This window comes from Candidatus Pantoea deserta, assembly GCF_003813865.1.
Classification (GTDB): domain Bacteria; phylum Pseudomonadota; class Gammaproteobacteria; order Enterobacterales; family Enterobacteriaceae; genus Pantoea; species Pantoea deserta.
This window is the reverse complement of the sequence record NZ_RMVG01000003.1, coordinates 99,813-123,064: the sequence shown is the minus strand read 5'-3', so window position 1 is coordinate 123,064 and position 23,252 is coordinate 99,813. Positions and strand designations below refer to the sequence as shown.

At 63.0% G+C, this 23,252-nt stretch carries 20 protein-coding genes; 2 read left to right on the top strand and 18 right to left on the bottom strand.

Annotated features, from left to right (window positions below; all coding sequences use genetic code 11):
• Positions 1 to 134: 134 nt before the first annotated feature.
• Complete coding sequence (locus tag BBB56_RS05655) at positions 135 to 2,711, top strand: ATP-binding protein (RefSeq protein WP_123799661.1); 2,577 nt, start codon at positions 135 to 137, stop codon at positions 2,709 to 2,711.
• Here BBB56_RS05655 and phnE (BBB56_RS05650) read toward each other — a convergent pair.
• From phnE (BBB56_RS05650) to phnF, 14 genes are all read right to left on the bottom strand, one after another.
• Positions 2,665 to 3,549, bottom strand: a complete 885-nt coding sequence (gene phnE / locus BBB56_RS05650; RefSeq protein WP_123799659.1) for a phosphonate ABC transporter, permease protein PhnE — start codon at positions 3,547 to 3,549, stop codon at positions 2,665 to 2,667. The genes BBB56_RS05655 and phnE (BBB56_RS05650) overlap by 47 nt on opposite strands.
• Positions 3,546 to 4,406 (bottom strand): phosphonate ABC transporter, permease protein PhnE, encoded by an 861-nt coding sequence (gene phnE / locus BBB56_RS05645; RefSeq protein ID WP_123799657.1) that lies wholly within the window; start codon positions 4,404 to 4,406, stop codon positions 3,546 to 3,548. The genes phnE (BBB56_RS05650) and phnE (BBB56_RS05645) overlap by 4 nt, the downstream gene beginning before the upstream one ends.
• A 94-nt stretch (positions 4,407 to 4,500) precedes the next feature.
• Complete coding sequence (phnD, locus tag BBB56_RS05640; protein ID WP_123799655.1) at positions 4,501 to 5,427, bottom strand: phosphonate ABC transporter substrate-binding protein; 927 nt, start codon at positions 5,425 to 5,427, stop codon at positions 4,501 to 4,503.
• A 26-nt stretch (positions 5,428 to 5,453) separates the two neighbouring features.
• The gene (gene phnC, locus BBB56_RS05635) at positions 5,454 to 6,284 is read right to left on the bottom strand and encodes a phosphonate ABC transporter ATP-binding protein (protein WP_123799652.1); all 831 of its coding nucleotides are present in this window, start codon (positions 6,282 to 6,284) and stop codon (positions 5,454 to 5,456) included.
• Between the two features lie 83 nt (positions 6,285 to 6,367).
• Complete coding sequence (gene phnP, locus BBB56_RS05630) at positions 6,368 to 7,138, bottom strand: phosphonate metabolism protein PhnP (protein ID WP_123799650.1); 771 nt, start codon at positions 7,136 to 7,138, stop codon at positions 6,368 to 6,370.
• Entirely contained in the window at positions 7,135 to 7,671 is a 537-nt protein-coding gene (gene phnN, locus BBB56_RS05625) for a ribose 1,5-bisphosphokinase (RefSeq protein WP_123799648.1), read from the bottom strand. Before phnN ends, phnP begins: the two co-directional genes overlap by 4 nt.
• Positions 7,671 to 8,807: an alpha-D-ribose 1-methylphosphonate 5-triphosphate diphosphatase gene (gene phnM / locus BBB56_RS05620; protein WP_123799646.1), complete on the bottom strand. Its 1,137-nt coding sequence runs from the start codon at positions 8,805 to 8,807 to the stop codon at positions 7,671 to 7,673. The genes phnN and phnM overlap by 1 nt, the downstream gene beginning before the upstream one ends.
• Positions 8,804 to 9,508 (bottom strand): phosphonate C-P lyase system protein PhnL, encoded by a 705-nt coding sequence (gene phnL / locus BBB56_RS05615; protein ID WP_123799644.1) that lies wholly within the window; start codon positions 9,506 to 9,508, stop codon positions 8,804 to 8,806. The genes phnM and phnL overlap by 4 nt, the downstream gene beginning before the upstream one ends.
• Before the next feature lie 14 nt (positions 9,509 to 9,522).
• Positions 9,523 to 10,284 (bottom strand): phosphonate C-P lyase system protein PhnK, encoded by a 762-nt coding sequence (gene phnK / locus BBB56_RS05610; protein WP_123799642.1) that lies wholly within the window; start codon positions 10,282 to 10,284, stop codon positions 9,523 to 9,525.
• A complete protein-coding gene (locus tag BBB56_RS05605) occupies positions 10,274 to 11,122 on the bottom strand; it encodes an alpha-D-ribose 1-methylphosphonate 5-phosphate C-P-lyase PhnJ (protein ID WP_123799640.1) in 849 nt (282 codons plus the stop codon). Before BBB56_RS05605 ends, phnK begins: the two co-directional genes overlap by 11 nt.
• Positions 11,115 to 12,191, bottom strand: a complete 1,077-nt coding sequence (locus BBB56_RS05600) for a carbon-phosphorus lyase complex subunit (RefSeq protein WP_123799638.1) — start codon at positions 12,189 to 12,191, stop codon at positions 11,115 to 11,117. Before BBB56_RS05600 ends, BBB56_RS05605 begins: the two co-directional genes overlap by 8 nt.
• On the bottom strand, positions 12,191 to 12,766 hold the full coding sequence (phnH, locus tag BBB56_RS05595) for a phosphonate C-P lyase system protein PhnH (RefSeq protein WP_123799636.1): 576 nt from the start codon (positions 12,764 to 12,766) through the stop codon (positions 12,191 to 12,193). Before phnH ends, BBB56_RS05600 begins: the two co-directional genes overlap by 1 nt.
• Positions 12,766 to 13,212 carry a phosphonate C-P lyase system protein PhnG gene (phnG, locus tag BBB56_RS05590; protein ID WP_123799634.1) on the bottom strand — a complete coding sequence of 149 codons (447 nt, stop codon included), beginning with the start codon at positions 13,210 to 13,212 and terminating at the stop codon, positions 12,766 to 12,768. Before phnG ends, phnH begins: the two co-directional genes overlap by 1 nt.
• The gene (gene phnF / locus BBB56_RS05585; RefSeq protein ID WP_123799632.1) at positions 13,200 to 13,928 is read right to left on the bottom strand and encodes a phosphonate metabolism transcriptional regulator PhnF; all 729 of its coding nucleotides are present in this window, start codon (positions 13,926 to 13,928) and stop codon (positions 13,200 to 13,202) included. Before phnF ends, phnG begins: the two co-directional genes overlap by 13 nt.
• A gap of 299 nt (positions 13,929 to 14,227) precedes the next feature.
• Here phnF and BBB56_RS05580 point away from each other — a divergent pair, with 299 nt between their 5' ends.
• Entirely contained in the window at positions 14,228 to 16,378 is a 2,151-nt protein-coding gene (locus BBB56_RS05580) for a putative bifunctional diguanylate cyclase/phosphodiesterase (protein ID WP_123799630.1), read from the top strand.
• 55 nt (positions 16,379 to 16,433) lie between these two features.
• Here the strand turns inward: BBB56_RS05580 and BBB56_RS05575 are convergent, their stop codons facing one another.
• From BBB56_RS05575 to BBB56_RS05560, 4 genes are all read right to left on the bottom strand, one after another.
• Positions 16,434 to 17,276 carry an oxidoreductase gene (locus tag BBB56_RS05575; RefSeq protein ID WP_123799628.1) on the bottom strand — a complete coding sequence of 281 codons (843 nt, stop codon included), beginning with the start codon at positions 17,274 to 17,276 and terminating at the stop codon, positions 16,434 to 16,436.
• Positions 17,277 to 17,394: 118 nt separating this feature from the next.
• Entirely contained in the window at positions 17,395 to 19,173 is a 1,779-nt protein-coding gene (locus BBB56_RS05570) for a thiamine pyrophosphate-requiring protein (RefSeq protein ID WP_123799626.1), read from the bottom strand.
• Between the two features lie 55 nt (positions 19,174 to 19,228).
• A complete protein-coding gene (locus BBB56_RS05565; RefSeq protein WP_123799623.1) occupies positions 19,229 to 21,190 on the bottom strand; it encodes a hydantoinase B/oxoprolinase family protein in 1,962 nt (653 codons plus the stop codon).
• Positions 21,181 to 23,244 (bottom strand): hydantoinase/oxoprolinase family protein, encoded by a 2,064-nt coding sequence (locus BBB56_RS05560; RefSeq protein ID WP_123799621.1) that lies wholly within the window; start codon positions 23,242 to 23,244, stop codon positions 21,181 to 21,183. Before BBB56_RS05560 ends, BBB56_RS05565 begins: the two co-directional genes overlap by 10 nt.
• Between the last annotated feature and the right edge of the window lie 8 nt (positions 23,245 to 23,252).

The following is a 23,252-nucleotide window of genomic DNA, read 5'->3' as shown; positions in this document are numbered from 1 at the left end:
CCAGATAACCGTGGTTATGGCTGAGTAAAGCAACGTCAGATAAATGGAAAATGTCAGCCCCGGTTCATATTTGTCATAAATGGCGCCAGGGCAGGCCCTATACTCGCCTCAGTCACGGCGGGCGCGGAGGCGGAATGCGGCATCAACATCTCTGGCAGGCGGGCGCGCGTGGCCGCCTGCTGCTGTTTAACTTGCTGGTGGTCTGCGTCACGCTGATGGTCAGCGCCGTCGCCATTCTGGGCTTTCGCCATGCCGGACGTATTCAGGAGCAGGCGCAGGCGCAAACCCTGATTGATATGAGCGCCAGCCTGGCGCTGGCGCGCGACACGGCCAGCGTCGCCACAGCGGCCGTGCGGCTGTCGCAGGTCGTCGGCGCGCTGGAGTATCAGAGTGAATCGCAACGCCTGGAGCAGAATCAGCAGGCGCTTCAGCGCTCGCTGGCGCTGCTCGCCGCCGCGCCGCTGGCCGCGCGCCAGCCGGAACAGGTGGCACGCATCCGCGCACGCAGCCTGATGCTGGAGCAGACCATCGCCCGGTTACTGGTTAACGGCCATCAGCGCCATCTACAGCGCAACGCGCTGCTCAGCGGTCTGTGGCAGTCGCAGCTGCTGCTGGAGCATATCAACCGCCTTGCCACGCCGCGCGGACCATCGCTCTCGCTGCGCCAGCAGACCGAGCGTCTGATCGCCGTGGCAATTCGCACCCCTTCGCCCATTGCGGTGGTGGAGCAGCTCCAGCAGGTCATGGCCATGTGGCAGCCGACATCGGGCAATGCCGTGCTGGATGACAAGATCGCACGTCTGATAGCGACGCAACGCTCGCTGACGCCGCTGGCGGATCGGCTGGCGGAAAACGATCTGGCGATCGCCTGGGCGACCTATCGCATCAAGGCGCTGGTGGCGATGCTGAATGACGATATCACCGCCTGCGTGCAGCAGGTGGCGCAGCAGAGCGAAACGCGCAGCGCGGCGACCCACCGTGAACTCAATTCGGTGATCCTGTTTATTGCGCTGTTCGCGCTGCTGGCGCTGGCGATCACGGGCTATGCCGGGGTCTATATCTATCGCAACCTCGGCTCCAGCCTCACCGCTATCGCCAGCGCCATGACGCGGCTGGCGCAGGGTGAAAAACGCGTGCCGGTGCCGGGTCTACAGCGACGCGATGAGCTGGGTGACCTGGCGCGCGCCTTTAACGTCTTCGCACGCAATACCGCGTCGCTGGCGCATACCTCACGCCTGCTCAAAGAGAAAAGCAGCCAGCTCGAATCTACGTTTCTGGCGATGCGGGACGGCTTTGCCCTGTTCGACAACAGCGGTCAGCTGGTGGTGTGGAACGCGCAGTACCCGCAGCTGCTGGGACTGCCTGATGATGCGCTGCATCGCGGCCTGCACTACCGCCAGCTGCTACAGCGCGTCGGGGTGGCATTGCTGGATTCCGGCGAACCGCAGGAAGTACGGCTGGCCGATGGCCGCACGCTTGAACTGCGCTTCAGTCCCGTGCCGCGCCGCGGTATCGTCAACACCGTGCTGGAGCGCACCGCGCGCAAAGCGCTGGAAGAGGCGCTGGTGCACAGCCAGAAGATGAAAGCGGTCGGCCAGCTTACCGGCGGTATCGCCCATGACTTTAATAACCTGCTGGCGGTGATCATCGGCAGTCTGGCGCTGACGCAGGGGCAACTGCCGCCCGGCACGCTGGCGAACCGCATTGAACGGGCGCGACAGGCGGCCGATCGCGCCGCCCTGCTCACTCAGCGTCTGCTGGCGTTCTCCCGTAAACAGGCGCTGCATCCGCGCGCCGTGTCGGTGGTGCAGCTGGTGGATGGCCTGCAAAGTCTGCTGCAACATTCGCTACTGCCTGGCCAGCGTCTGATCATTGAGACGCAGCCGCCCGGCTGGCTGGCCTGGATTGACGCCAGTCAGCTGGAGAACGCGCTGATGAATCTGGTGGTCAATGCGCGCGACGCGATGGCGCAGCAGCCTGGCGAAATCCGCCTGCGCATCGCCAGTCAGCAGCATGAGAGAGGCGAATGCGTGGTGATAGAGGTGACAGACCAGGGCTGCGGCATGACGCCGGAGGTGCGGGAACAGGCCTTTGAACCCTTTTTTACCACCAAAGAGACCGGCTGCGGCAGCGGACTGGGCCTGTCGATGGTGTATGGTTTTGTGCGCCAGTCAGGCGGACAGATTGAAATTGATAGCGCGCCGGGACAGGGAACCACTCTGCGTCTGCGGCTGCCGCGCGCGCCTGAGCGCGCGGCGGCGCCGCCGCCGGTTATGGCCGCCGCGCCCTCCATGCCGGGCGATAAGCTGATCCTGGTGCTGGATGATGAGTCGGCGGTGCGTCAGACCCTGTGCGAACATCTGCATCAGCTTGGCTATGTGACGCTGGAGTGCGCCAGCGGGGAAGAAGCGCTGGCGCTGCTGCGCCAGACGCCTGATATTGACCTGCTCATCAGCGACCTGATGCTGCCCGGCGCGCTAAACGGCGCGGACGTTATTCGCCAGGCGCAGCAGCAGTGGCCCGAACTGGCCACGCTGCTGATCAGCGGACAGGATCTGCGTATGCAGCCAGTGGCGCTGCCGCTGTGCGAACGGCTGGCGAAGCCCTGGCAGAGCGCGCAGCTGGCGCAGGCGCTGACCCGCGCATGGCAGCGCAGCCAGCGTCTTAGCCGCGCGCGGCAGGCTGCCAGAGCGGCACCGGCTTGCCGATGATATAGCGCTTGCGCAAGCGGCTGGAGACGGCGTCCATCATCATCACCACCGCCACCAGCACAAGAGTGAGAAACATCACCACATCCCAGTTCCACAGGCGCATATTCTCGGCGTACACCAGCCCGACGCCGCCCGCGCCGACAAAGCCCAGCACCGCCGCCGAGCGGGTGTTGGACTCAATCTGATAGAGACTCAGCGCCAGAAAGTGGGGAAATGACTGGGTAAAGATGCCGAAGCGGTGCTTTTGCAGGCTGTTCGCCCCGACCGCGCTCAGGCCGCGACTCGGCGCAGGCTCGACCGCCTCATGCCCTTCTGAATAGAGTTTGCCCAGCAGCCCCACGTCCTGCATCACGATCGCCAGCACCCCTGCCAGCGGACCCATGCCGACGGCGCGCACGAAAATCAGTCCCCAAATCGCCATATCAATGCCGCGCAGCAGATCGAGCAGACGACGCACCGCCCAGGCGATCGGACGCGTCGCGCGGTCGTGCATGACGTTGCGCGCTGCGAAAAACGACAGCGGCAGCGCGATAATGGATGCGGTAAGGGTACCGGCAAACACAATCGCCAGCGTAATGCCGATTTGCGAAAAGTAGTAGCCGAACGGCCAGCTGAAAAAGTCCTGCCAGACAAACATGCGCAGAAAATAACGTCCCAGCTGCTGCACGCCCAGCGCCGCGCGGCTCCATTCAATGCCGTAAAAGCTAAAAAAGAACAGGTAATAGAGCAGTCCCGCTGCGGCCAGCAGCGCGACACGCCGCAAGTAACGCCGCTGTGTGGCGAACAGCGCAGGATGCGCCTGCTTCAGTCTGTTGATGTCCGGCGCCAGCGCCATCATGATTTTCCCTCCACCACGCGGCGGCGCAGCCTGCCGGAAACCGTATCCAGCAGCGACACCACCATAATGATCAGCAGCAGCGTCATGCTGACCTGATCGTAACGATCGAGCTTGATATTGGTCATCAGCTCCTGGCCGATGCCCCCTGCTCCCACCAGTCCAAGGATGGTCGAAGAGCGAAAGTTGATCTCCAGACGCATAAAGCTGTAAGACAGGAAAACAGGCTTAACCTGCGGCCAGAAGGCAAAACGCATCCGCTGTAATTTAGTGGCTCCGCAGGCGGCCAGCCCGCGCACCGGCTTATCGGACGCGCTTTCGACGGCTTCATAAAACAGTTTGGTCAGACTGCCGATGGTGTGCAGCGCCAGCGCGAGAAAACCGGGAATAGCGCCGATGCCAAACGCCATAACAAACATCACCGCCCAGGCCAGCTCCGGCATGGTGCGTAAAAAGGCGACAACGGCGCGAATGGCGATACGCAGGCTGCGCGGCGTTTGGGTGTTATCGGCGGCGAAAAAGGCCAGCATCGTGGCGATGCACACCGCGACGAGGGTCGAGGCCAGCGCCAGCTGAAGGGTTTCCCAGATCAGCGGCAGCTGAAAATGCAGGCGATAGCCCCAGTAAGCCAGCGAACCTTCGGTTTTCGCGCCGCTGAACAGCGTGGAGAAGTGCAGTGCCGGCAGGGTTTCCCACAGGTAATCGAAAACGTGCGGCAGCGATTCCCACAGCGTGGTCAGGCTAAATTCCGACAGATTGCCCGCCAGCAGATAGAGCGTCGCCAGCACCAGCGACCAGACCAGCGCGTCGCGTTTCTGCTGGCTGCGGATGCGTTGGTAGTAGCGTTCGAAGTCAGTCAAAAGAGAGTCCTGCATCAGATGAAAAAATCGCGGCGAAGCCGGCTAACCGCGTCGGCGTCAGGCGTTCCCTTCCCGCGAAAGGAACGCCCTTAACTCAGCCGCGCTGGCCTTTCGCCAGCTCGCGCTTCATATCGATAATGTTCTGATAATCCGCCACCGAGGCCGGGCCGATATGCTGAGCGCCGCCTACCGCCTTCACAAAGCAGGCGTGCTGCTCTTTATCCAGCTTCTGAATGGTCTCTACTACCTTCTGTTTAAACGCCGCTGGCAGCTTATTGCTCACCAGCAGCGGGCCGTTCGGGATCAGCGGCGACTGCCAGATAATGCGGATCTGCTTCATCAAATCGGGGTGATCCATACGGATAAGGCGGCCAAAGGCCCCTGAGCTGTAGCCGCTGTTATAGTCGCCCACCAGCGAACTCCAGGTCACCGCGCCGTCGAACTGGTTGTTCAGCACGCCGAGAATGTCCTGCTCATGGCCGCCGGAGAAGGTCACGCTGGAGAAAAAGCCGTTGTATTTATCATCTACGCTGCCGCCAAAGGTTTTTTTAAACGCCTGGTCTGGCATCAGAAAGCCGGAGGTTGAATCGGGATCGGCCATGCCGAATGATTTGCCCTTCAGGTCTTCCAGTTTTTTATAGTCGCTGCTGTTTTTAACGATCACCACCGAGTGATAGCCTTTCGACCCGTCTTTGTCATCCACCAGGATACCCACCACATCCACCGCTTGCGGGTCTTGCAGATAGACCGAGGCATATGAGGCGGGCGACATGCTCAGCACCATATCAATCTTGCCGCCCAGCAGCCCCTGGATCACGCCCGCATAGTCAGAGGAGTTACGCAGCTTCGTGTCGACGCCGAGTTCCTTATCAAAAAAGTCTTTTACGCACTGGTTGTCGCCGATCTGTTGGGTAGCGTTCTGCCCGCCGAGAATGCCCAGATTCAGCGTTTTCGGCGCCTCCGCTGCGTGCGCGCCAAAGGTCATTACGCCAGTCAGTAACGCTAATAAAGTCAGTTTCATTCGAGGTTTTTCTCTTGCCGTGAAGGTTAGTGGAGCTGATTGATTTCATCGCCGTACAGCTGATGTAGCAGGCTGTCGGTCAGGTACGAAGGATGACCGTCGAACAGCACTCTGCCGCGCTGAATGCCGATCACGCGCGTGCAGTAGCTTTTCACCAGGTCGATCGAGTGCAGATTGACCATCACGCTGATGCCCTGCTCGCTGACCTGACGCAGAACATCCATGATGCGTTGAGTATTTTTGGGATCGAGCGACGCCACCGGCTCATCGGCCAGCAGGATTTTCGGGTTTTGCATCAGCGCGCGGCAGATCGCCACGCGCTGCATCTGCCCGCCTGACAGATTCTCGGCGCGCTGAAGGGCCTGCGGCAGCATATTCATCCACTGCAATAGCTCAATGGCGTGCGCCCGGTCGCTGTCGGAGAAAATGTTGAAAAAGGATTTTAGCGTCGAGGTCTGGCTCAGGCGGCCCAGCAGCACATTGGTCAGTACATCCAGGCGCGGCACCAGGCAGAAGTCCTGAAAGATCATGCCGCACTCGCTGCGCCACTGGCGCAGCTCGCGGCTGTTAAGCGTCAGCAGATTGCGATCGGCCTCGCCAGCGCGCAGGCTGTAAACCGCCCCTTCGGAAGCGTCAATGGTGCCGTTAAGCATATGCAGCAGCGTCGATTTGCCTGCGCCTGAGCGGCCGATCACGGCGACCATTTCTCCCGCATGCAGATCAAAACTGACATTGTCCAGCACGCGGTTCTCGCCCCAGGACTTACCCAGCCCCTGCACCGACAGAACCTTATGTTCCGTCCGGCGCAGCGGCGCGCTGCTGTTGTCCACTACCGTTTTTAACAGGGCCTGAGCCATGATGTACTCCGTCGTCGTTGACCAGTCGTAAGTTGACGCCTATTAGGGCGCGGCGCGATGACTCTCTGATGACAGTCCGGTGATCAAACGGTGACAGGGTCGCTGGCGCCCAGCGACAGGGTTAAGCCGTCAGAAGCAGCCTGCACGGACTCAGGTAAGGCGTTGTGTGATAACCAGTTATCCATCTGATGCGAGAGGTGCGTCAGCCAGGCGCGCTGCGGAGCCAGCCGCTCGATTATCGCCAGCGCCCGCGTGACGTCGTTATGGTTGCGCGCCGTGGCCGCAGGGGGATCGTTACAGTCGATAACCAGCGCACTGAGGGACAGACCGGAAAGGAAATCCTCTGTATCCGGCGGCAGCCCGCAGGTATCGCACAGCCAGGCGAGACGCGAGCCGCGCCAGTCAAACAGATAGCCGTGCGTTAGCTTCGAGTGCTGCAACGGCAGCGGCGTGACCTGCAACGCCCCGAATGCGTGAGGGACGAAAGGCGTCAGCGCAGGCCGAAAATCGAGCAGGCCGGGATGCTTAAACAGATCGTCGCAGCCCTTCTCATCCGGCGGTCCCCAGACGGGGATCCTGTTGCCCACCCCCCAGCGCAGGGCAAACAGCCCCTGCACATGATCCATGTGGTAGTGCGTCAGCAGAATGCGCGACAGTTCGCCGGGCGCAAAACGCTCCGCCAGCCATGGCAAACCGGCGTCCAGCAGGATACGTTCGCTGCCGGTGTCGATAAGCGCGCTGCACGGCGCGCGCCGCCGCCTGACCTCCACGCGCGCCCGCGCGCAGGCGGCGCAGTCACAGCCAAAAAGCGGCGCGGCGGTGACGCCGCCGGTGCCGAGAAAGGTCAGCTTCATGGCAGCGGCTCCAGCAGCTGGCGCAGCTGCAACAGGGTTTGCGACAGCGCGCCGTTATTGTTCAGCAAGCGGCAGCCCGACGGCGGCAGCTGGGCGGCGCGCGCTATGCGCTGCGCAATCTCCGTCTCGCTCTCCCGTCCGCGCAGGCGCAGGCGCGCCGCCAGCACCTCTGGCGACACCGTCAAACAGAGCGGCAGCAGCTGCGCGCCGTAGCGCGCCTGCGCCTGCGGCAGATGCTGACGCGAACCGTTAACCAGTACGTCATGACCGCGCGCCAGCCAGACATCCAGCTCCAGCCCAATGCCGTAGTGCAGGCCGTGCGCCGTCCAGCGCAGGGCGAACAGCCCCTGCGCCGCTCGCCGCGCAAACTCCGCGTCGGTCAGGGCGATATGATTCTCGCCGCCCGCATCGGCCGCACGCGTAATATAGCGATGGGCGATCAGCACGTTGGGCGGCGGCGCTTCGCGCAGCCCGTTAAGCAGGCTGTCTTTGCCTGAGCCTGAGGGTCCGATAAGCCAGATCAGCCGCGCCATCAGTAAACCTGCCTGCCCTGCGTCCAGACATGCCGAATATGCGGATGGCCGTGATCGGTGTGCGCCAGCACCAGATCGGCGCGGCGGCCTTCGGCAATCAGGCCGCGATCCGCCAGACCAAGCGCACGCGCGGGATTGCGCGTCACCAGCGCGACCGCCTGCGGCAACGCCAGCGCGTTGCGCTCGTCGGCGGCCAGACGAAACGCCGCGTCCAGCAGCGCCGCCGGATAGTAGTCAGAGGAGAGAATATCCAGCAGCCCCTCTGCGGCCAGCTCCCAGGCGGCCACGTTGCCCGAATGCGAGCCGCCGCGCACGATATTGGGCGCGCCCATCAGGATCTGCATCCCTCTGTCACGCGAGGCGCGCGCGGCTTCCAGCGTGGTGGGAAATTCGGCGATGGCGCTGCCCACCGCATGCGACTCGTCAACGTGCGCCTCGGTGGCGTCATCGTGGCTGGCGATAGCGATATGGCGAGTACGACAGAGCGCGGAAATGGCCTGGCGGTTCGGCTGTGACCACTGCGCCGCCAGCGTCAGCTGCTCGCGCTCGAACGCATCCATCTGCCGATCGTTCAGCGCATATTTGCCCTGGTAATACTCCCGGTACTTTTCCAGCGAGGCGTACTGCCGCTGGCCCGGCGAGTGATCCATCAGCGACACCAGCGACAGCTCCGGCGTGGTCATTAACGCCTCAAACAGCGGCAGCGTGGTGGGGTGCGGCAGCTCGCAGCGCAGGTGCAGTCGATGCTCGGCGCGGTTCAGCCCCTTGAGGTTACTGTCGCGGATGGCGTCGATCATTTTGCTCAGATTGTCGAGGCGATGACCGCCATCGCGCACGTCGCCGACGCCGATGGCGTCCAGCACCGTTGTAATACCGCTGGCGACCATGAGCGCATCATGGCTGCTCATGGCGGAATGGGCCGGCCAGTCCACTTTCGGGCGCGGGGTAAAGAATTTATCCAGGTTATCGGTGTGCAGCTCGACCAGGCCCGGCAGCAGATACGCGCCCTCGCCGTCGAGCGCGCCGGGCTGGCGGCTCGGCGTTTCGCTAAAGCTGGCGATCAGCCCATCGCGCATCTCCAGCGATCCGGCCACGACCTCCTGTTCGAGGATCAGTCTGACATTATTAATAATCATGCCTGCGCCTCGCTGATAACCGGCTGCATAACGTGCAGACGATCCGCCACCCGCTCGCGCACCGCCTCATCGTGAAAAATGCCGACGATGGCCGCGCCGCGCGCCTGAGCCTGTTCGATCAGTTCCACCACCGCCGCGCTGTTGGCTTTATCCAGCGAGGCGGTAGGCTCATCCAGCAGCAGCACCGGATAGTCGGCGATAAAGCCGCGCGCGATATTGACGCGCTGCTGCTCGCCGCCGGAGAAGGTCGAAGGAGCCAGCGACCAGAGACGCGGCGGCACGTTAAGGCGCTCCAGCAGCTCTCTGGCCCGCTTCTCGCAAAAGGCACGCTCTACCCCGCGCTCCAGCAGCGGCTGCATCACAATGTCCAGCGTGGGGACGCGGGGGATCACGCGCAGGAACTGGCTGACCCAGCCGAGGGTGTCGCGACGCATCGCCACAATCTGCCGTGCCGGGGCGTTCGCCATATCAACCCACCGATCCTGATGACGCAGCCAGATATGGCCGCTGTTGGCCTGGTAGTTGCCATAGAGCGCGCGCAGCAGCGTGGATTTGCCGCTGCCGGAGCGGCCGTGCAGCACCACCACCTCGCCCGCTTCCACCTCCAGCGACGCATTCTGCAACACGGGCAGCGCAGTGCCGCCCTGGTTGTGCAGTACAAAGGTTTTGCACAAATTCTCGACGCGCAGTTGTATGTTCATGGGGTTATCCGACATTAGTTAAGCACCGAGGAAACCAGCAGCTGAGTGTAGGGATGGTGCGGATCGTCCAGCACGCGGTCGGTGAGACCACTCTCCACGACGCGCCCTTCTTTCATCACCAGCAGCCGGTGCGCCAGCAGGCGCGCGACGCCCAGATCGTGAGTGACGATGATGACCGCCAGATTCAGCTCGCGCACCAGCGTGCGCAGCAGATCGAGCAGGCGCGCCTGCACCGACACATCCAGACCGCCGGTTGGCTCATCCATAAAGATCAGCTCTGGCTGGGTGACAAGATTGCGGGCGATCTGCAAACGCTGCTGCATTCCGCCGGAAAAGGTGGTCGGCAGATCGTCAATGCGATTAGCGGCGATCTCGACCTCCTGGAGCCAGTGGCTCGCCTGCGCGCGAATATCGCCGTAGTGACGATGGCCCACCGCCATTAGCCGTTCGCCGATATTGCCGCCCGCCGTGACCTGCGCGCGCAGCCCGTCGAGCGGATGCTGATGCACTACGCCCCATTCGGTGCGCAGCAGGCGCCGACGTTCGCTCTCCGACAGCGCGTAGAGATCGCGCTGAGCATAGAGAATATGGCCCTGCTGCGGCGCCAGCCGCGCCGACAGGCTGCGCAGCAGCGTGGTTTTGCCGGAGCCGGACTCGCCGACGATGCCCAGCACTTCGCCGGGGAAGAGATCGAAGCTCACCGCTTCAAAACCTTTGCCTGGCGCGTAAAGATGGGTCAGGTTATGGACCGCAAGCAGCGGCTGTTCACTGTGCATGTTGCTGTTCCTGCTGCTGATGGCAAAAGTCGGTGTCGGAGCAGACGAACAGGCGCGTGCCCCGATCGTCCATCACCACTTCGTCGAGATAGCTGTGGCGCGAGCCGCACAGCGCGCAGGGTTCGTCCCACTCCTGCACGGTAAAAGGGTGATCGTCGAAATCGAGGCTTTCGACTTTGGTATAGGGCGGCAGCGCATAAATGCGCTTCTCACGGCCAGCGCCGAACAGCTGAAGCGCGGGCGTCATATGCATTTTCGGATTATCGAATTTAGGGATCGGCGACGGGTCCATCACGTAGCGATCGTTGACCTTTACCGGATAGGCGTAGGTAGTCGCGATATGGCCATAGCGCGCAATATCCTCATACAGCTTCACCTGCATCACGCCATACTCCTCCAGCGCGTGCATGGTGCGCGTTTCGGTTTCGCGCGGTTCAATAAAACGCAGCGGCTCCGGGATCGGCACCTGAAAAATCAGGATTTGATCCTCTTCCAGCGGCGTCTCCGGGATGCGGTGGCGCGTCTGGATCAGGGTGGCGTCGCGGGTGCGTTCCGTGGTCGCCGCGCCGCTGACGCGCCGGAAGAAGTGGCGGATTGAAACCGCATTCGTGGTGTCGTCCGCCCCCTGATCGATCACTTTCAGCACATCGGCATCGCCGATCACGCTGGCGGTGATCTGAATGCCGCCGGTGCCCCAGCCGTAGGGCATCGGCATCTCGCGTCCGGCGAACGGCACCTGATAGCCCGGAATCGCCACGGCTTTTAAGATGGCGCGGCGGATGGCGCGTTTGGTCTGCTCGTCGAGATAGCCAGGGTTATAGCCGGTCAGCTCAGCCATGGTTGCGCTCCTGATGGTCCTGACGCAGGCGCTTCAGCAGCGCCAGCTCCGCCTGAAAATCGACGTAGTGCGGCAGTTTAAGGTGAGAAACAAAGCCGGCGGCTTCCACGTTATCGGCGTGCGCCAGCACGAACTCTTCGTCCTGCGCAGGGCTGGTGATGCGTTCGTCGTGTTCGCGGGTTTGCAGCGCGCGATCCACCAGCGCCATCGCCATCGCCTTGCGTTCGGCGCGGCCAAACACCAGGCCATAGCCGCGCGTAAAATGCGGCGCCTCTTCGCCCTGGGTCGTAAACCCGTTAACCATCTCGCATTCGGTCAGCAGCACTTCGCCGATTTCCAGCTCGAAGCCGATCTCTTCCGGGCATAGGCTGACGCTGAGGTAGCCGGTGCGGATCTCGCCAGCGAACGGGTGGGTGCGGCCATAGCCGCGCTGGGTGGCGTAGCCGAGCGCCAGCAAAAAGCCCTCGTCGCCACGCGCCAGCTGTTGCAGACGCGCCGCGCGCGACGCCGGAAACGTCATGGGTTCGCGCGTAATATCAACCGGCTCGCTGCCGTCGTCGGTTTCACGCGCCGCCAGCCCTTCGTCGCTCATCAGGGTGAACATATGCGGGCTGTGCGTGACCTGCGCCTCGTCGGCGCGCGGCGCGGGCGGGGTCTCGCCGTTAGCCAGCAGCGTAAAATCCAGCAGGCGATGGCTGTAGTCACAGGTCGGACCAAGCACCTGGCCGCCGGGCAGGTCTTTATAGACGGCGGAAATGCGGCGTTCGAGGCGCATATTGTCGGTCGCCAGCGGCGCGCTGTCGGCAAGGCGCGGCAGCGTAGTGCGGTAGGCGCGCAGCAGAAAAATCGCTTCAACCAGATCGCCGCTGGCCTGTTTAATCGCCAGCGCCGCCAGCTCAGGATCGTAGATGCCGCCTTCGGTCATCACGCGGTCCACGGCCAGCCCAAGCTGCTGCGCCACCTGATCGCAGCCCAGCTCCGCCACGTCGCGATCGCCGCGCCGCAGGTCGGCCTGAAGCCGATGGGCGTTGGCGATCGCCTTCTCGCCTCCTTTAACCGCGACATACATCAGCACACCTCCACGTCAGTGGTGCGCGGCAGCGCCATCATCGCTTCGCCGCAGGTAAAAATCAGATCGACGCCCTGGGGAAAGGGATGCGGCCGGTTGCGCAGGTAGGCCAGCACGCTCTCCGGCAGCTGCGGCGCAATGGCGCGCGGCTCGCGCAGGCCCGGTCCGGAGAGGCGCAGCGTCAGACCGCCATTCAGTGACGGCAGCTCGATAATCAGGGTGGTGCTTTTCTCCGGCGCGAAGTTATCACCTGCCGCGAAGTCCGATGGACAGGGCTGACTGGCGGCCTGGCTCAGGGCAAAAGGGGCATCGCGGCGATCGCGGAGCGGCGCGCCGGTATGAAAGCGCAGATTACTGCGCAGCGTGTCGTTATCCATCTGCGGATCGATCCACAGCGGGCTTTCCTGATCCACCAGCGTCAGCAGCACGGCGGTCGCGGCGGGCGACAGCGTGCCCCAGCCCTGCGTCAGCGGCAGCGACACCATGACGCCCGGCTCGCTCATCGCTTTCAGGATGCGGCGGAACGCGCGCTGCGCATCGGCCACCGGATGGTTAAAACTTGCCAGTAAAGTCATCAGTTATCTCCGCGTACCAGCGTAAAGAAATCCACTTTCGAGCTGGCGATCTCGCGGGCGCGCAGCTGGCGCTGCTCCTCGCGCAGAGCCGCCAGCGGCGTGATTATTTTCTGCGTCAGCAGGGCGTGGGTCTGCGGCTGCTGTAACAGGGCGTCAATCAGGGCGCAGCATTCGGCGTGCGCTTTGTCGCGGCCCAGCACGTAGCTGTAGCCGAGCGTGCCATCCTCCAGCTGCACCACGGCGCGCGTCACGGTGGCGTCGCCCATCACAAAGCGACTGCCGCTGGCGCCCATGCGCGCCATCAGCCGCGTCAGCCCGATTTCCGCCGGGCGGATCAGAGAAAATCGCGGCGCGAGATGCAGCGCCTGCCAGTGCTGCGCCAGCGCCGTGGCGCTGCTGTGCGCCAGCACTGACAACCAGTGCTGCCGTTGCGTTAAGCTTTCCATTCATGCTCCAGGGTCAGTTCGATCATGTCGCCGCGCGTCAGACTGACGGAGTATTCCGCCAGCGCGCCGTCGCGGGTTTTATTCAGGGTACGCACGCAGAGCAGCGGCGCATGCAGCGCAATCTCCAGCAGGCGGCACTCTTTGGCCTGCGCGCGCCGCGTGCTGATGCGCGTCTGACTGCGCACCAGCTGATGGCCGCCGCGCTGCAACAGAAAATCGTGCAGCGAGCCGCTGCTGAAGTGCTGTAGCGCTGGCCACCAGCGCAAATCGGGCAAATAGTGGTTGATTACGCACACCGGCACGCCGTTCGCGCGGCGCAGGGTGCGCAAGTGAATAATATTTTCCCCCTCGGCGACGCCCAGCGCGCTGGCCACATCGGCGCTGGCTGGACGCAATACCGCCAGCAGCCGCTCGCTGGTGGGATGGCTCCCCTGCTCCAGCAGGTTCTGGCTAAAGCGAGCCTGCGCATGCAGCGGATAGTCATAAGGGCGCATCAGCACCAGGATGCCGACGCCGTGGCGGCGCTGTAGCAGCCCCTTATTGACCAGCTCATCGACCGCTCGCCGCAGCGTATGGCGATTCACCTCATAGCGTTCGGCCAGCTGCTGTTCGGAAGGCAGATAGTCGCCGCTGCGGTAGTTCTCCCGCAGCGTTTGTTCGAGCTGCGCGGCGACGGCCTGGTAAACCGTGGTCGGATGTCTGGACATCTCTGTCATGATCGAAACCTCAACCGGAAACAGGTGGCGAATGCAGCCATACCGGCTGCGTGATGGGGACTACCTTGAGCGTTACAGATGACAGAACGGTGACCGCGCAGTGACGCGCCGATGAATTTGCCCTTGCGCCTTTTCCCTGACCACGGCTTTGATTAGCCTGACTGAAGAGTCTTGCGAACGAAACGGCAGAGATTTTTTAGCGAATTTTCAGTGATAAGCCTGCGCTTCAATGCCGATGCAGGACAGTGGATTTCTGCTAGCTTATTAACTGACACATCCTTGTTACGTGAAAAATGAAAATGATTAACAGCGTCAAACTTTCTGCCGGTTTTCGCCGCAGCTTTATTCGCGAAGTCCTCCTGCCGCTGGTGGCGATCCTGCTGCTGACCTTTATCGGTGCCGGCACCGCGCTTTTTCTCGGCACGACGCTGACGAATCAGGAGGCGAAAGCGCAGCAGCAGCGCATGATTGAGGCCTCATTCAGCCAGAGCCTGGCGGAACATCAGCGTCAGCTGCGCAGCCTGTCGCGCTGGGAACCGCTGGAAACGCACCTCAGCACCGCGCAGGCGGATCTGCGCTGGCTAAACGATAATGTGGGCCACTGGCTGTATGACATGTTCGGCCATCAGCTGATCATGGTGCTGGACAGCGACAACCATCCGGTGCAGGCGTGGCGCAACGGAGAGCCGCTGGACGCGCCCGCCGCCGATCCTGTCGTACAGGCGGTGTTAAGCAGCGCTCTGCTGCGCAGACATACGCAGCAGGAAGAGGCCGATTTTGCGCGCGTTGAAGGCCGCGCGGCCGCGCTGGCGATCGGCGATATTGGCCGCGACGCGGCGCAATTCAGGCTGGTCGGCCTGAAATTTCTCGATGATGGCTATCTCGCCGGCCTGTCCGATCGCAGCCAGCTAAAAGGACTGCACTTCTCTGACCTCAGCGCGCCGCCCGATGCGCCTGCGCGTTTTCTGTTGACCTCACAGCAGGGCGAAGGCGTCGGTTATATCAACTGGGACCCGATGCGCCCCGGCGCGCAGATGCTGCGCGCCATCGGGCCGTCAACCGGCGTTGCGGTGCTGGTGGTGATGCTGCTCTGTTTTTATATGGTGCGCCGCCTGTGGACGTCATCCCTGAACCTGTCGCAGTCGATGCTGAAGCTCGGCGCCAGCGAAGCCCAGGCGCTGCATCTCGCCTTTCACGACGTACTGACGGGGCTGCCGAATCGCGCGCTGGTGGAGGAGCGCCTGACCCAGGCGCTGGCGCAGGCGACGCGTCATGAACAGCGCGTGGCGCTGCTGCTGATCGACCTTGATCGCTTTAAAAACATTAACGATACCCATGGCCATCACGCCGGCGATGAATTGATTATCGCGGTAGCGCAGCGCCTTTCCGCGCTGGTGCGCGCCAGCGATACCGTAGGACGCATCGGCGGCGATGAATTTATCGTGGTGATGTCAGAGGTGGACAATATCGGTCAGGTACAGGCGCTGGCGCAGCGTATCCTCGACACCCTCAGCCAGCCCTTTGCGCTCTCCGGCGGCGAGGTATGGAGCGGAGCCAGCATCGGACTGGTATTAGCGCCGAAAGACGGACTGGATCGGCTGGAGCTGGTGCGTAAAGCCGATATTGCGCTGTATGAGGCCAAAAGCAGCGGGCGCGGCAAATATCGCCAGTTCGAGCGAGTCATGGATGAGTCGATCCGCACGCGGCAGAACATTGCCGCCGACCTGCGCGTTGCGCTCCAGAGCTACAGCGGGCTGGCGGTGTGGTATCAGCCGCTGATGGATATTGACGGCAAAAATATGGTGGGCGTGGAGGCGCTGCTGCGCTGGGATCATCCGACGCGCGGCGCCATTGCGCCAGGCGACTTTATCGCCATCGCGGAGGAGACCGGGCTGATTATTCCGCTGGGCGAATGGGTGCTGCGCGAAGCCTGTCTGACCCAGCAGCGCTTCCCGGATTTGATGGTGGCGGTTAACGTCTCCCCGGTGCAGTTTCGCGCCACCGGCTTTGTCGCCCGCATGACGGAGATCGTGCGTGAAAGCGGCGGCGATCCTCAGCGTATCGAGCTGGAGATCACCGAAGGGGTGCTGATTGAAGATGAGCATGAGGCGCGCGCCATCATTATCGCCTTGCGCGAGGCGGGGTTTCGCATCGCGCTGGACGATTTCGGCACCGGCTACTCCAGCCTTAACTACCTCAGCACCTTCCCGGTCGACAAGATCAAAATCGACCGCTCTTTTACCCAGTCGCTGGGCGTAGCGGATAACTCCGTCGCGATTATCGAATCCGTAGTGAAGCTGGGGCATGCCATGGGGCTGACGGTCACGGCGGAAGGCGTGGAAACGCCAGGGCAGATGAGCGCGCTGGCCGATGCGGGCTGCAATCAGCTCCAGGGCTACCTGTTCAGCAAAGCGATCCCCTTTGAGCGGCTGGGCGACTGGATGCGCTAAGGACGGGAGGCGACAGGGGCAATAACGCGCGCTGCGAGCCAGCGCGCCGGTGAAATTACTCCGGGAAATCGGTCTCGACGGACGTCTGCTTCCAGGCTTCGATCTGCGCCAGACGCTCTTTGAGCTTCGCCGTTACCGCATCATAGCCCCACGCGCCCATCACCAGATGGCGCGGCGGATTACTGTGCTCGGTAATGGCAATCATCGCCTGCGCCGCGCGCGCCGGATCGCCTTTTTGCGTGCCGCTGTACTCCGAGGTGGCCTTCATGCGCGCCGCCGCGGTTTCGGCGTACTCCGGCAGCCTGCTCGGCGTCTGATGCAGCGAGCGCCCCGCCCAGTCGGTACGGAACGGACCTGGCTCGACGCAGGTGACATGGATGCCAAGCGAGGCGGTTTCCACCGCCAGCGAATCGGACCAGCCCTCGACCGCGTGTTTGCTGGCCGAATAGTAGCCTGAGCTGGCGAAGCCGATAAAGCCCGCGACCGAGGTGATATTAATAATATGACCGCGGCGCTGCTGGCGCATGGTGGGCAGCACGGCGCGCGTCAGGGCGAACAGGCCGAACACATTGGCGTCAAACTGATCGCGGATGGCCTGCTCTTCTCCCTCTTCTACCGAGCTTTGATAGCCATACCCCGCGTTATTCACCAGCACATCGATGGTGCCGAATTTCTCCAGCGCCGCCTTCACTGCGCTGTCGATGCTCTCCGCACGCGTCACATCCAGCGCCACCGCCAGCGCGTTGCTCTGACCGTCCACCAGATCCGCCACTTTCGCGGTATCGCGCGCCGTGACCACCACCCTGAAGCCGCGCGCTATCGCCTGCTGCGCCAGTTCGCGTCCAAAACCTGTCGAGCAGCCTGAAATAAACCACACCGGATTGTTCTCTGTAGCCATGATTTGCTCCAAAAAATGATTTACGGCGAATTGCCTGAGTCCCGACGCAGATGGCCGGGAGAAGAGAGAGGAGTAAGAGTAGCGGCCCGCTGGTGGGCCGCTTAACGCTGTGTGCGCCCTACTTCTTATGCAGCAGCTGGCTGGCGGTGTCGCTGATAATTTGCGCCGCGCCGCGATCGCCTTTCGCCATGGAACTCATAAAGGCTTTCGCCTGTTTAAAGGTGATGTGCGGAGGCAGCGGAGCGACTTCTGGATCGGTTTTCACCTCCAGCACCACCGGGCGATCGGCGCTCAGCGCGCGCCGCCACGCGTCCTCCAGCTCATCCGGGTTATCGACGAAGATGCCCTGCAAGCCCAGGGTTTCGGCAAACTGCGCGTAGCGCACGTCCGGCAGCTGCTGCGTCGCCTCAAAGCGCGCGTTGCCCTCCATGACCCGCTGTTCCCAGGTGACCTGATTAAGATCCTGGTTGTTGAACACGCAGACGATCAGGCGCGGATCCTGCCACTGCTGCCAGTATTTCTGGATGGTGATCAGCTCCGCCATATTGTTCATCTGCATTGCGCCGTCTCCGACCAGCGCCACCACCGGCTTATCGGGATGGGCGAATTTGGCGGCAATCGCATAAGGCACCGCCGCGCCCATACAGGCCAGCCCGCCGGAGAGCGACGCGCGCTGCCCCTGCTTAACGCGATAGTCGCGGGCGAACCAGTTGGCGCAGGAGCCTGAATCCGAGGTGACAATAGCGTTATCCGGCAGCTGCGGCGACATCTCCCACACCACGCGCTGCGGGTTAACCGGGTTGGCGGGCGCATGAGCGCGATCTTCCATGACCTTCCACCAGTCACGCACCTGCACCGCGATCTCTTCCTGCCAGCTACGGTCCTCTTTGTGCTCCAGCAGCGGCAGCAGCGCGCGCAAGGTTTCCGCCGCGTCGCCGTGCAGGTTCACTTCGCAGGGATAGCGCAGCCCCAGCATCGCCGGATCGATATCAATCTGCACCGCGCGCGCTTTGCCTTCTTCGGGCAGAAATTCGGTCCAGGGGAAGCCGCTGCCGATCATCAGCAACGTATCGCAGTTCTGCATCAGCTCCCACGAGGGTTTGGTGCCGAGCAGGCCAATAGAGCCGGTAACAAAGGGCGCGTCGTCCGGCAGCACATCTTTGCCCAGCAGCGCCTTGGCGACGCCCGCCGCCAGCACGTTGGCGGTCTGCACCACCTCCACCGCCGCCTCGCGCGCGCCAGCGCCAATCAGGATGGCCACTTTTTTCCCGGCGTTGAGCACCTCGGCGGCGCGCTGCAAATCGGCTTCATAGGGCACCACTTTGGGACGCTGATAGCCGGGACCAGAGTGGGTAAAGCCGTGCAGATGTTTCGGCGCTTCCCAGGGTTCGTCCTGAATATCTTTCGGCACGATCACCACCGCTACGCCGTTCTGCGCTTTCGCAATGCGCACGCCGCGATCGATCAGATGCCGGATCTGCGCAGGGGCCGCAGCCTCCTGGACGAAATTCGCCACGTCGGCAAACACGCGATCGAGATTCATCTCCTGCTGGTAGCTTGCGCCGCGCGCCGTCACCTCAGCCTGACCGGCAATAGCCAGCACCGGTGCGTGATCCATTTTAGCGTCATACAGGCCTGTGAGCAGATGGGTTGCGCCTGGGCCGCCGGTGGAGAGGCAAACGCCCAGCTCGCCGGTAAATTTGGCGTGCCCGGCGGCCATAAAGGCGGCCATCTCTTCGTGCCGCACCTGAATAAACTCGATCCCGTCGCCCTTCTCGTTAGCGCGCTGGATAGCTCCCAGTACGCCGTTGATACCGTCGCCGGGATAGCCGTAAATACGGGTTACGCCCCAGGCTTTCAGCCGCTGCACAAAGAAATCGCTGGTTTTCATGCTCATGGTGTCGCCTCCTCGAAAATCCGTGTCAGAGAGTAAGGGTAGACGACAATCCGCCTTATCCCTCTGCTAATGCAGGAAAGCGCAGCCGTAAATCACTGAATATTTGCGTCATATCCGCTGCCTCCCCTACCTGCTCGACGGCGCGAAACACCTGGGTTTTCAGAAAATGACGCCAGCTGACCGGCGCGTCGGCAAGAAAGGCGGTGAGCAGATGGTAACGCTCCGGCGTCCAGCGCGCCTCAAAGCGCTGACGCGCCTCGCCGTGATGAAAATGCGCCTCGGCCTGCTGCGGCATGGCGGCGCGCAGCTGCGCCGTTGTCGCCCGATCTACTTCTCCCTCGACGATGGCGACGCCATACTGCTCGCGCGCCGCCGCGACGCTGAGAAAACCGCAGCGCACGTCGTTGAGCACGGCGTCAGCGGCGCGCTGCGACGGTAAGCCGTAGCCGCCCGCGCCCGGTCCGCGCACCTCGACCACATCTCCAGGCTGACAGTGGATCAGGTCGCGGTTGCCGTGCTCCAGCACCCTGCCGTCGCGCAGCGTGCGAAAGTAAGAGCAGGCCCCCGCGCGGCCGCCCGCCACGCCCGCCGAGGCAAACACCGAGCGGTTGCGGTTGCGCGCGGTGACAGTGGTTTCCGGCGTAAAGATTTCAAAGGCCATTTCCGTGGCCAGTCCGCCGCGAAAGCGTCCGGGACCGGCGCTGTCGGCGACAAGACCGTAGCGCAGGAAGCGAACCGGCACTTCGGCTTCGTTGATCTCAATCGGGGTATTTTTCAGAAACGCGGAGAGTCCGCCCGATCCGTCTGGCCCGTCGTGACGCGGCGTGCCGCCCGCGCCGCCGCCGACCGGTCCCAGCGAGGCCACAACAGTGCGGTTGTCGGCATCCAGCGTGCGAATGTTCATAATCGAGTTGCCGCCCGGCGAGTTAGCAGGGATGCGCTCCGGCAGCGCCAGCGAAAAAACGCCGACGGTGGCGATCTGCGACAGCGCGCAGGTCAGCGAGCGCATGCCCACGGCGGCGGGCGCCTCACAGTTCATCACCGTTCCCGGCGGCAAAATGGCGCGCGTCGGGCGCAGCGTTCCGGCATTGAGCAGCAGAGTGCGGTCCAGCGTCGAGAGCACATAGGTTACGCCCACCAGCGCCAGCGGATGACGCTCCCGGCCGCCGGTTGGCATATTCAGCGATGAGGCAAGCTGCGGATCGCTGCCGGTATAGTCCAGCTCCAGCGTCTCGCCGCGTACCCGCAGCGTGATGGCGATGCGGCACGGATAGCCCCCTTCGCCGTCTTCATCGGCGTAGTCGGCATAAAAATAGTCGCCGTCAGGAATAGTGCGGATAATCGCGCGCGCCTGCTGTTCGGCATAGTCGAGAATGCCCTCGATCCCCTGAAGAAAATCGTCCACGCCGAAGCGGGCAATAATGTCATGGATCTTACGCTCGCCGATATTGACCGAAGCAATCTGCGCCTTGAAATCCCCCCAGTTCTGCTCCGGCACGCGCACGTTAAGCCGCAGGATACGCGCCACATCCTCATTCAGCGCGCCGTTGCGCACCATCTTCAGCGGCGGGATGCGGATACCCTCCTGCACGATGTCGGTCAGCGAGCGCGACAGCGAAGCGGGCACCGCGCCGCCAATGTCGGTATTGTGGATGTGGCCCACCACAAAGCAGACAATTTCCCCGGCGTAAAACACCGGCTTCCAGATATGAATATCGGGCGAATGGGTGGCGACGTTACCCGCGTATGCGTCATTGGTGATGCAGATATCGCCTTCGTCATACCGGTCAATCAGCGCCAGCACCGGCGCATAGTCAATGCCGCTGTACCAGGGCGCGCCAAAGCTGCGCGGCGAGGCGAACGCCAGCCCGTTACGGCTGACGATCTGACAGGAGAAATCTTCCGTCTCTTTGACAAAGGTTGAGTGCGCGGTGCGCATCAGGGTAAAGGCCATCGCGTCAGCCGCCGCCGCGCAGTAGTTAGCCAGAATTTGCAGGTTACGTCCGTCTATAGCCACGATGACTTCTCCTCGCCCTGGGGCGTGATTAACAGATTACCGAAGCTGTCTACCTCGACCCGCATGCGCGGCGGCACGCAGGTGGTACAGTCGTCCTGCGCCACAATCACCGGGCCGAGGAGCTGATGCCCCGCGCGCAGCGTGCCGCGCAGCACCAGATCCACCTGGTGAAAGGCGCCGTCTATCCACGCCTGCACCTGTTTCGCCACTTCTACCGGCGCGCTGGCTGGCGCGAGACGATTCAGCGTCGGTTTCGGCGTAGGCGAGGTAATGACCAGCCGCAGGTTAATCAGCTGCGCCGGGGCGGCGGCGTCGCTGTGGCCGAACAGCCGCTCATGCTGCTGGTCAAAGGCCGCATGCAGCGCCGCCACGTCCGCCGTCTCCAGCCACGCCCGCTCCAGCGGCACGTCTACTTCAAATGACTGGCCGCGATAACGCATATCGGCGCTGAACTGAAGCGTGAAAGGCGTATCAGGGCCGTGCTCCGCCGCCAGCCAGGCCTGCGCGCGCTGGCTCAGATTTTCCGCCTCTGTCGCCAGCCGGTCGGCCAGTCGGGCGTTGAGATCGCCGTAAAGCGTGCGGATAAAGTCGTTGCGGATATCCGCCACCAGACCGCCCAGCGCGGAGAGCACGCCCGGCGTCGGCGGCACAATCACGCCTTTCATATTGAGTTCTCGCGCCAGAAAGCAGCCCATCATTGGACCTGCGCCGCCAAAGGCAAGGAACCAGAACTCGCGCGGATCGAGACCGAAGCGCGACAGCAGGCCGCTGGTGTCGCTGTACATGCTGGAGATCGCCAGTTCGATGGCGGTTTCAGCGGTCTGCTCCACCGACGCGCCGAGGCGTTCCGCCAGCGGCTGCCAGGCGGCGCGCGCGGCGGCGACATCGACCTGCACGGCGTGATAGCCAAGATCGCCGTGGCCGATCATGCCGCAGGCGGCGAAGGCATCGGTCGCCGTTGGCTGGGTGCCGCCGCGCTGGAAGCAGACCGGTCCCGGCAGCGAGCCGGCGCTGTCCGGTCCCATCTGCATGACGCCCTGCGCGTCGATCCACGCCAGCGATCCGCCGCCCTGCCCGACAGAGGTCACCGCCACCGACGGGATATAGACCGGGAAGTCGCCGATAATTTCGCCGTTGCCCTGCGCCGCCTCGCCGTTGACGATCACCGCCACGTCAGCGCTGGTGCCGCCAATATCCAGGCTGAGAATACGGTCAAAGCCGCAGGCGCTGGCGAGATAGCTGGCGCCGATTACGCCCGATGCGGTGCCGGAAAGCACCATCTGCACGCATTCGCGCTTCGCCTGCTCTACGCCCATTACTCCGCCGTTAGACCTGGTTATCCGCGGCGGCGTGGTGACGCCTTTGTCACGCAGCGCGCGCTCAAACTTCTCCAGGTAGTTAATGACCATCGGCTGCACATAGGCATTAATGGTGGCGGTGATGGTGCGCTCATATTCGCGAATAATCGGCCAGACGTCGGCAGAACAGGAGGTCAGCAGCTCTGGCGCGACCTCGTCGACAATCGCCTTTACCGCCGCCTCGTTGTGCCGGTTGCGATAGCTGTGCAGCAGCGCCACCACGATGCCCTGGCAGCCCGCTGCGCGCGCCTGTTCGATAGCGTCCAGCACGCTCTGGCGGTCAACGGGTTGCCGCACCTTGCCGTCGCGATCGGTACGTTCGCGAATAGCGAAGACGCGGTCGCGGCTGATTAGCGGCGCGGGGCGACGGGAAAAGAGGTCATGAATATGGGGGATTTTCAGACGCGCCAGCTCCAGCACGTCGCAAAAACCTTCGGTGGCGAACAGCGCCAGCCGCACGCCGCGCCGCTGAATCACCGCGTTGATGCCCACCGTGGTGCCGTGGGTAAAGTAGCCGATCTCAGCAGGATCGAGACCGTCGCGCTCGGCGAACTGCGTCAGGCCTGTGAGGATTTCACTGCCCGGCGCATCCGGCCGCGACAGGACTTTCAGGGTATGGATCTGGCTGGTTTGCCGATCCAGCACGGCGAAATCGGTAAAGGACCCGCCTATATCCACGCCAACGCGGTAACGCATCTGTGTCA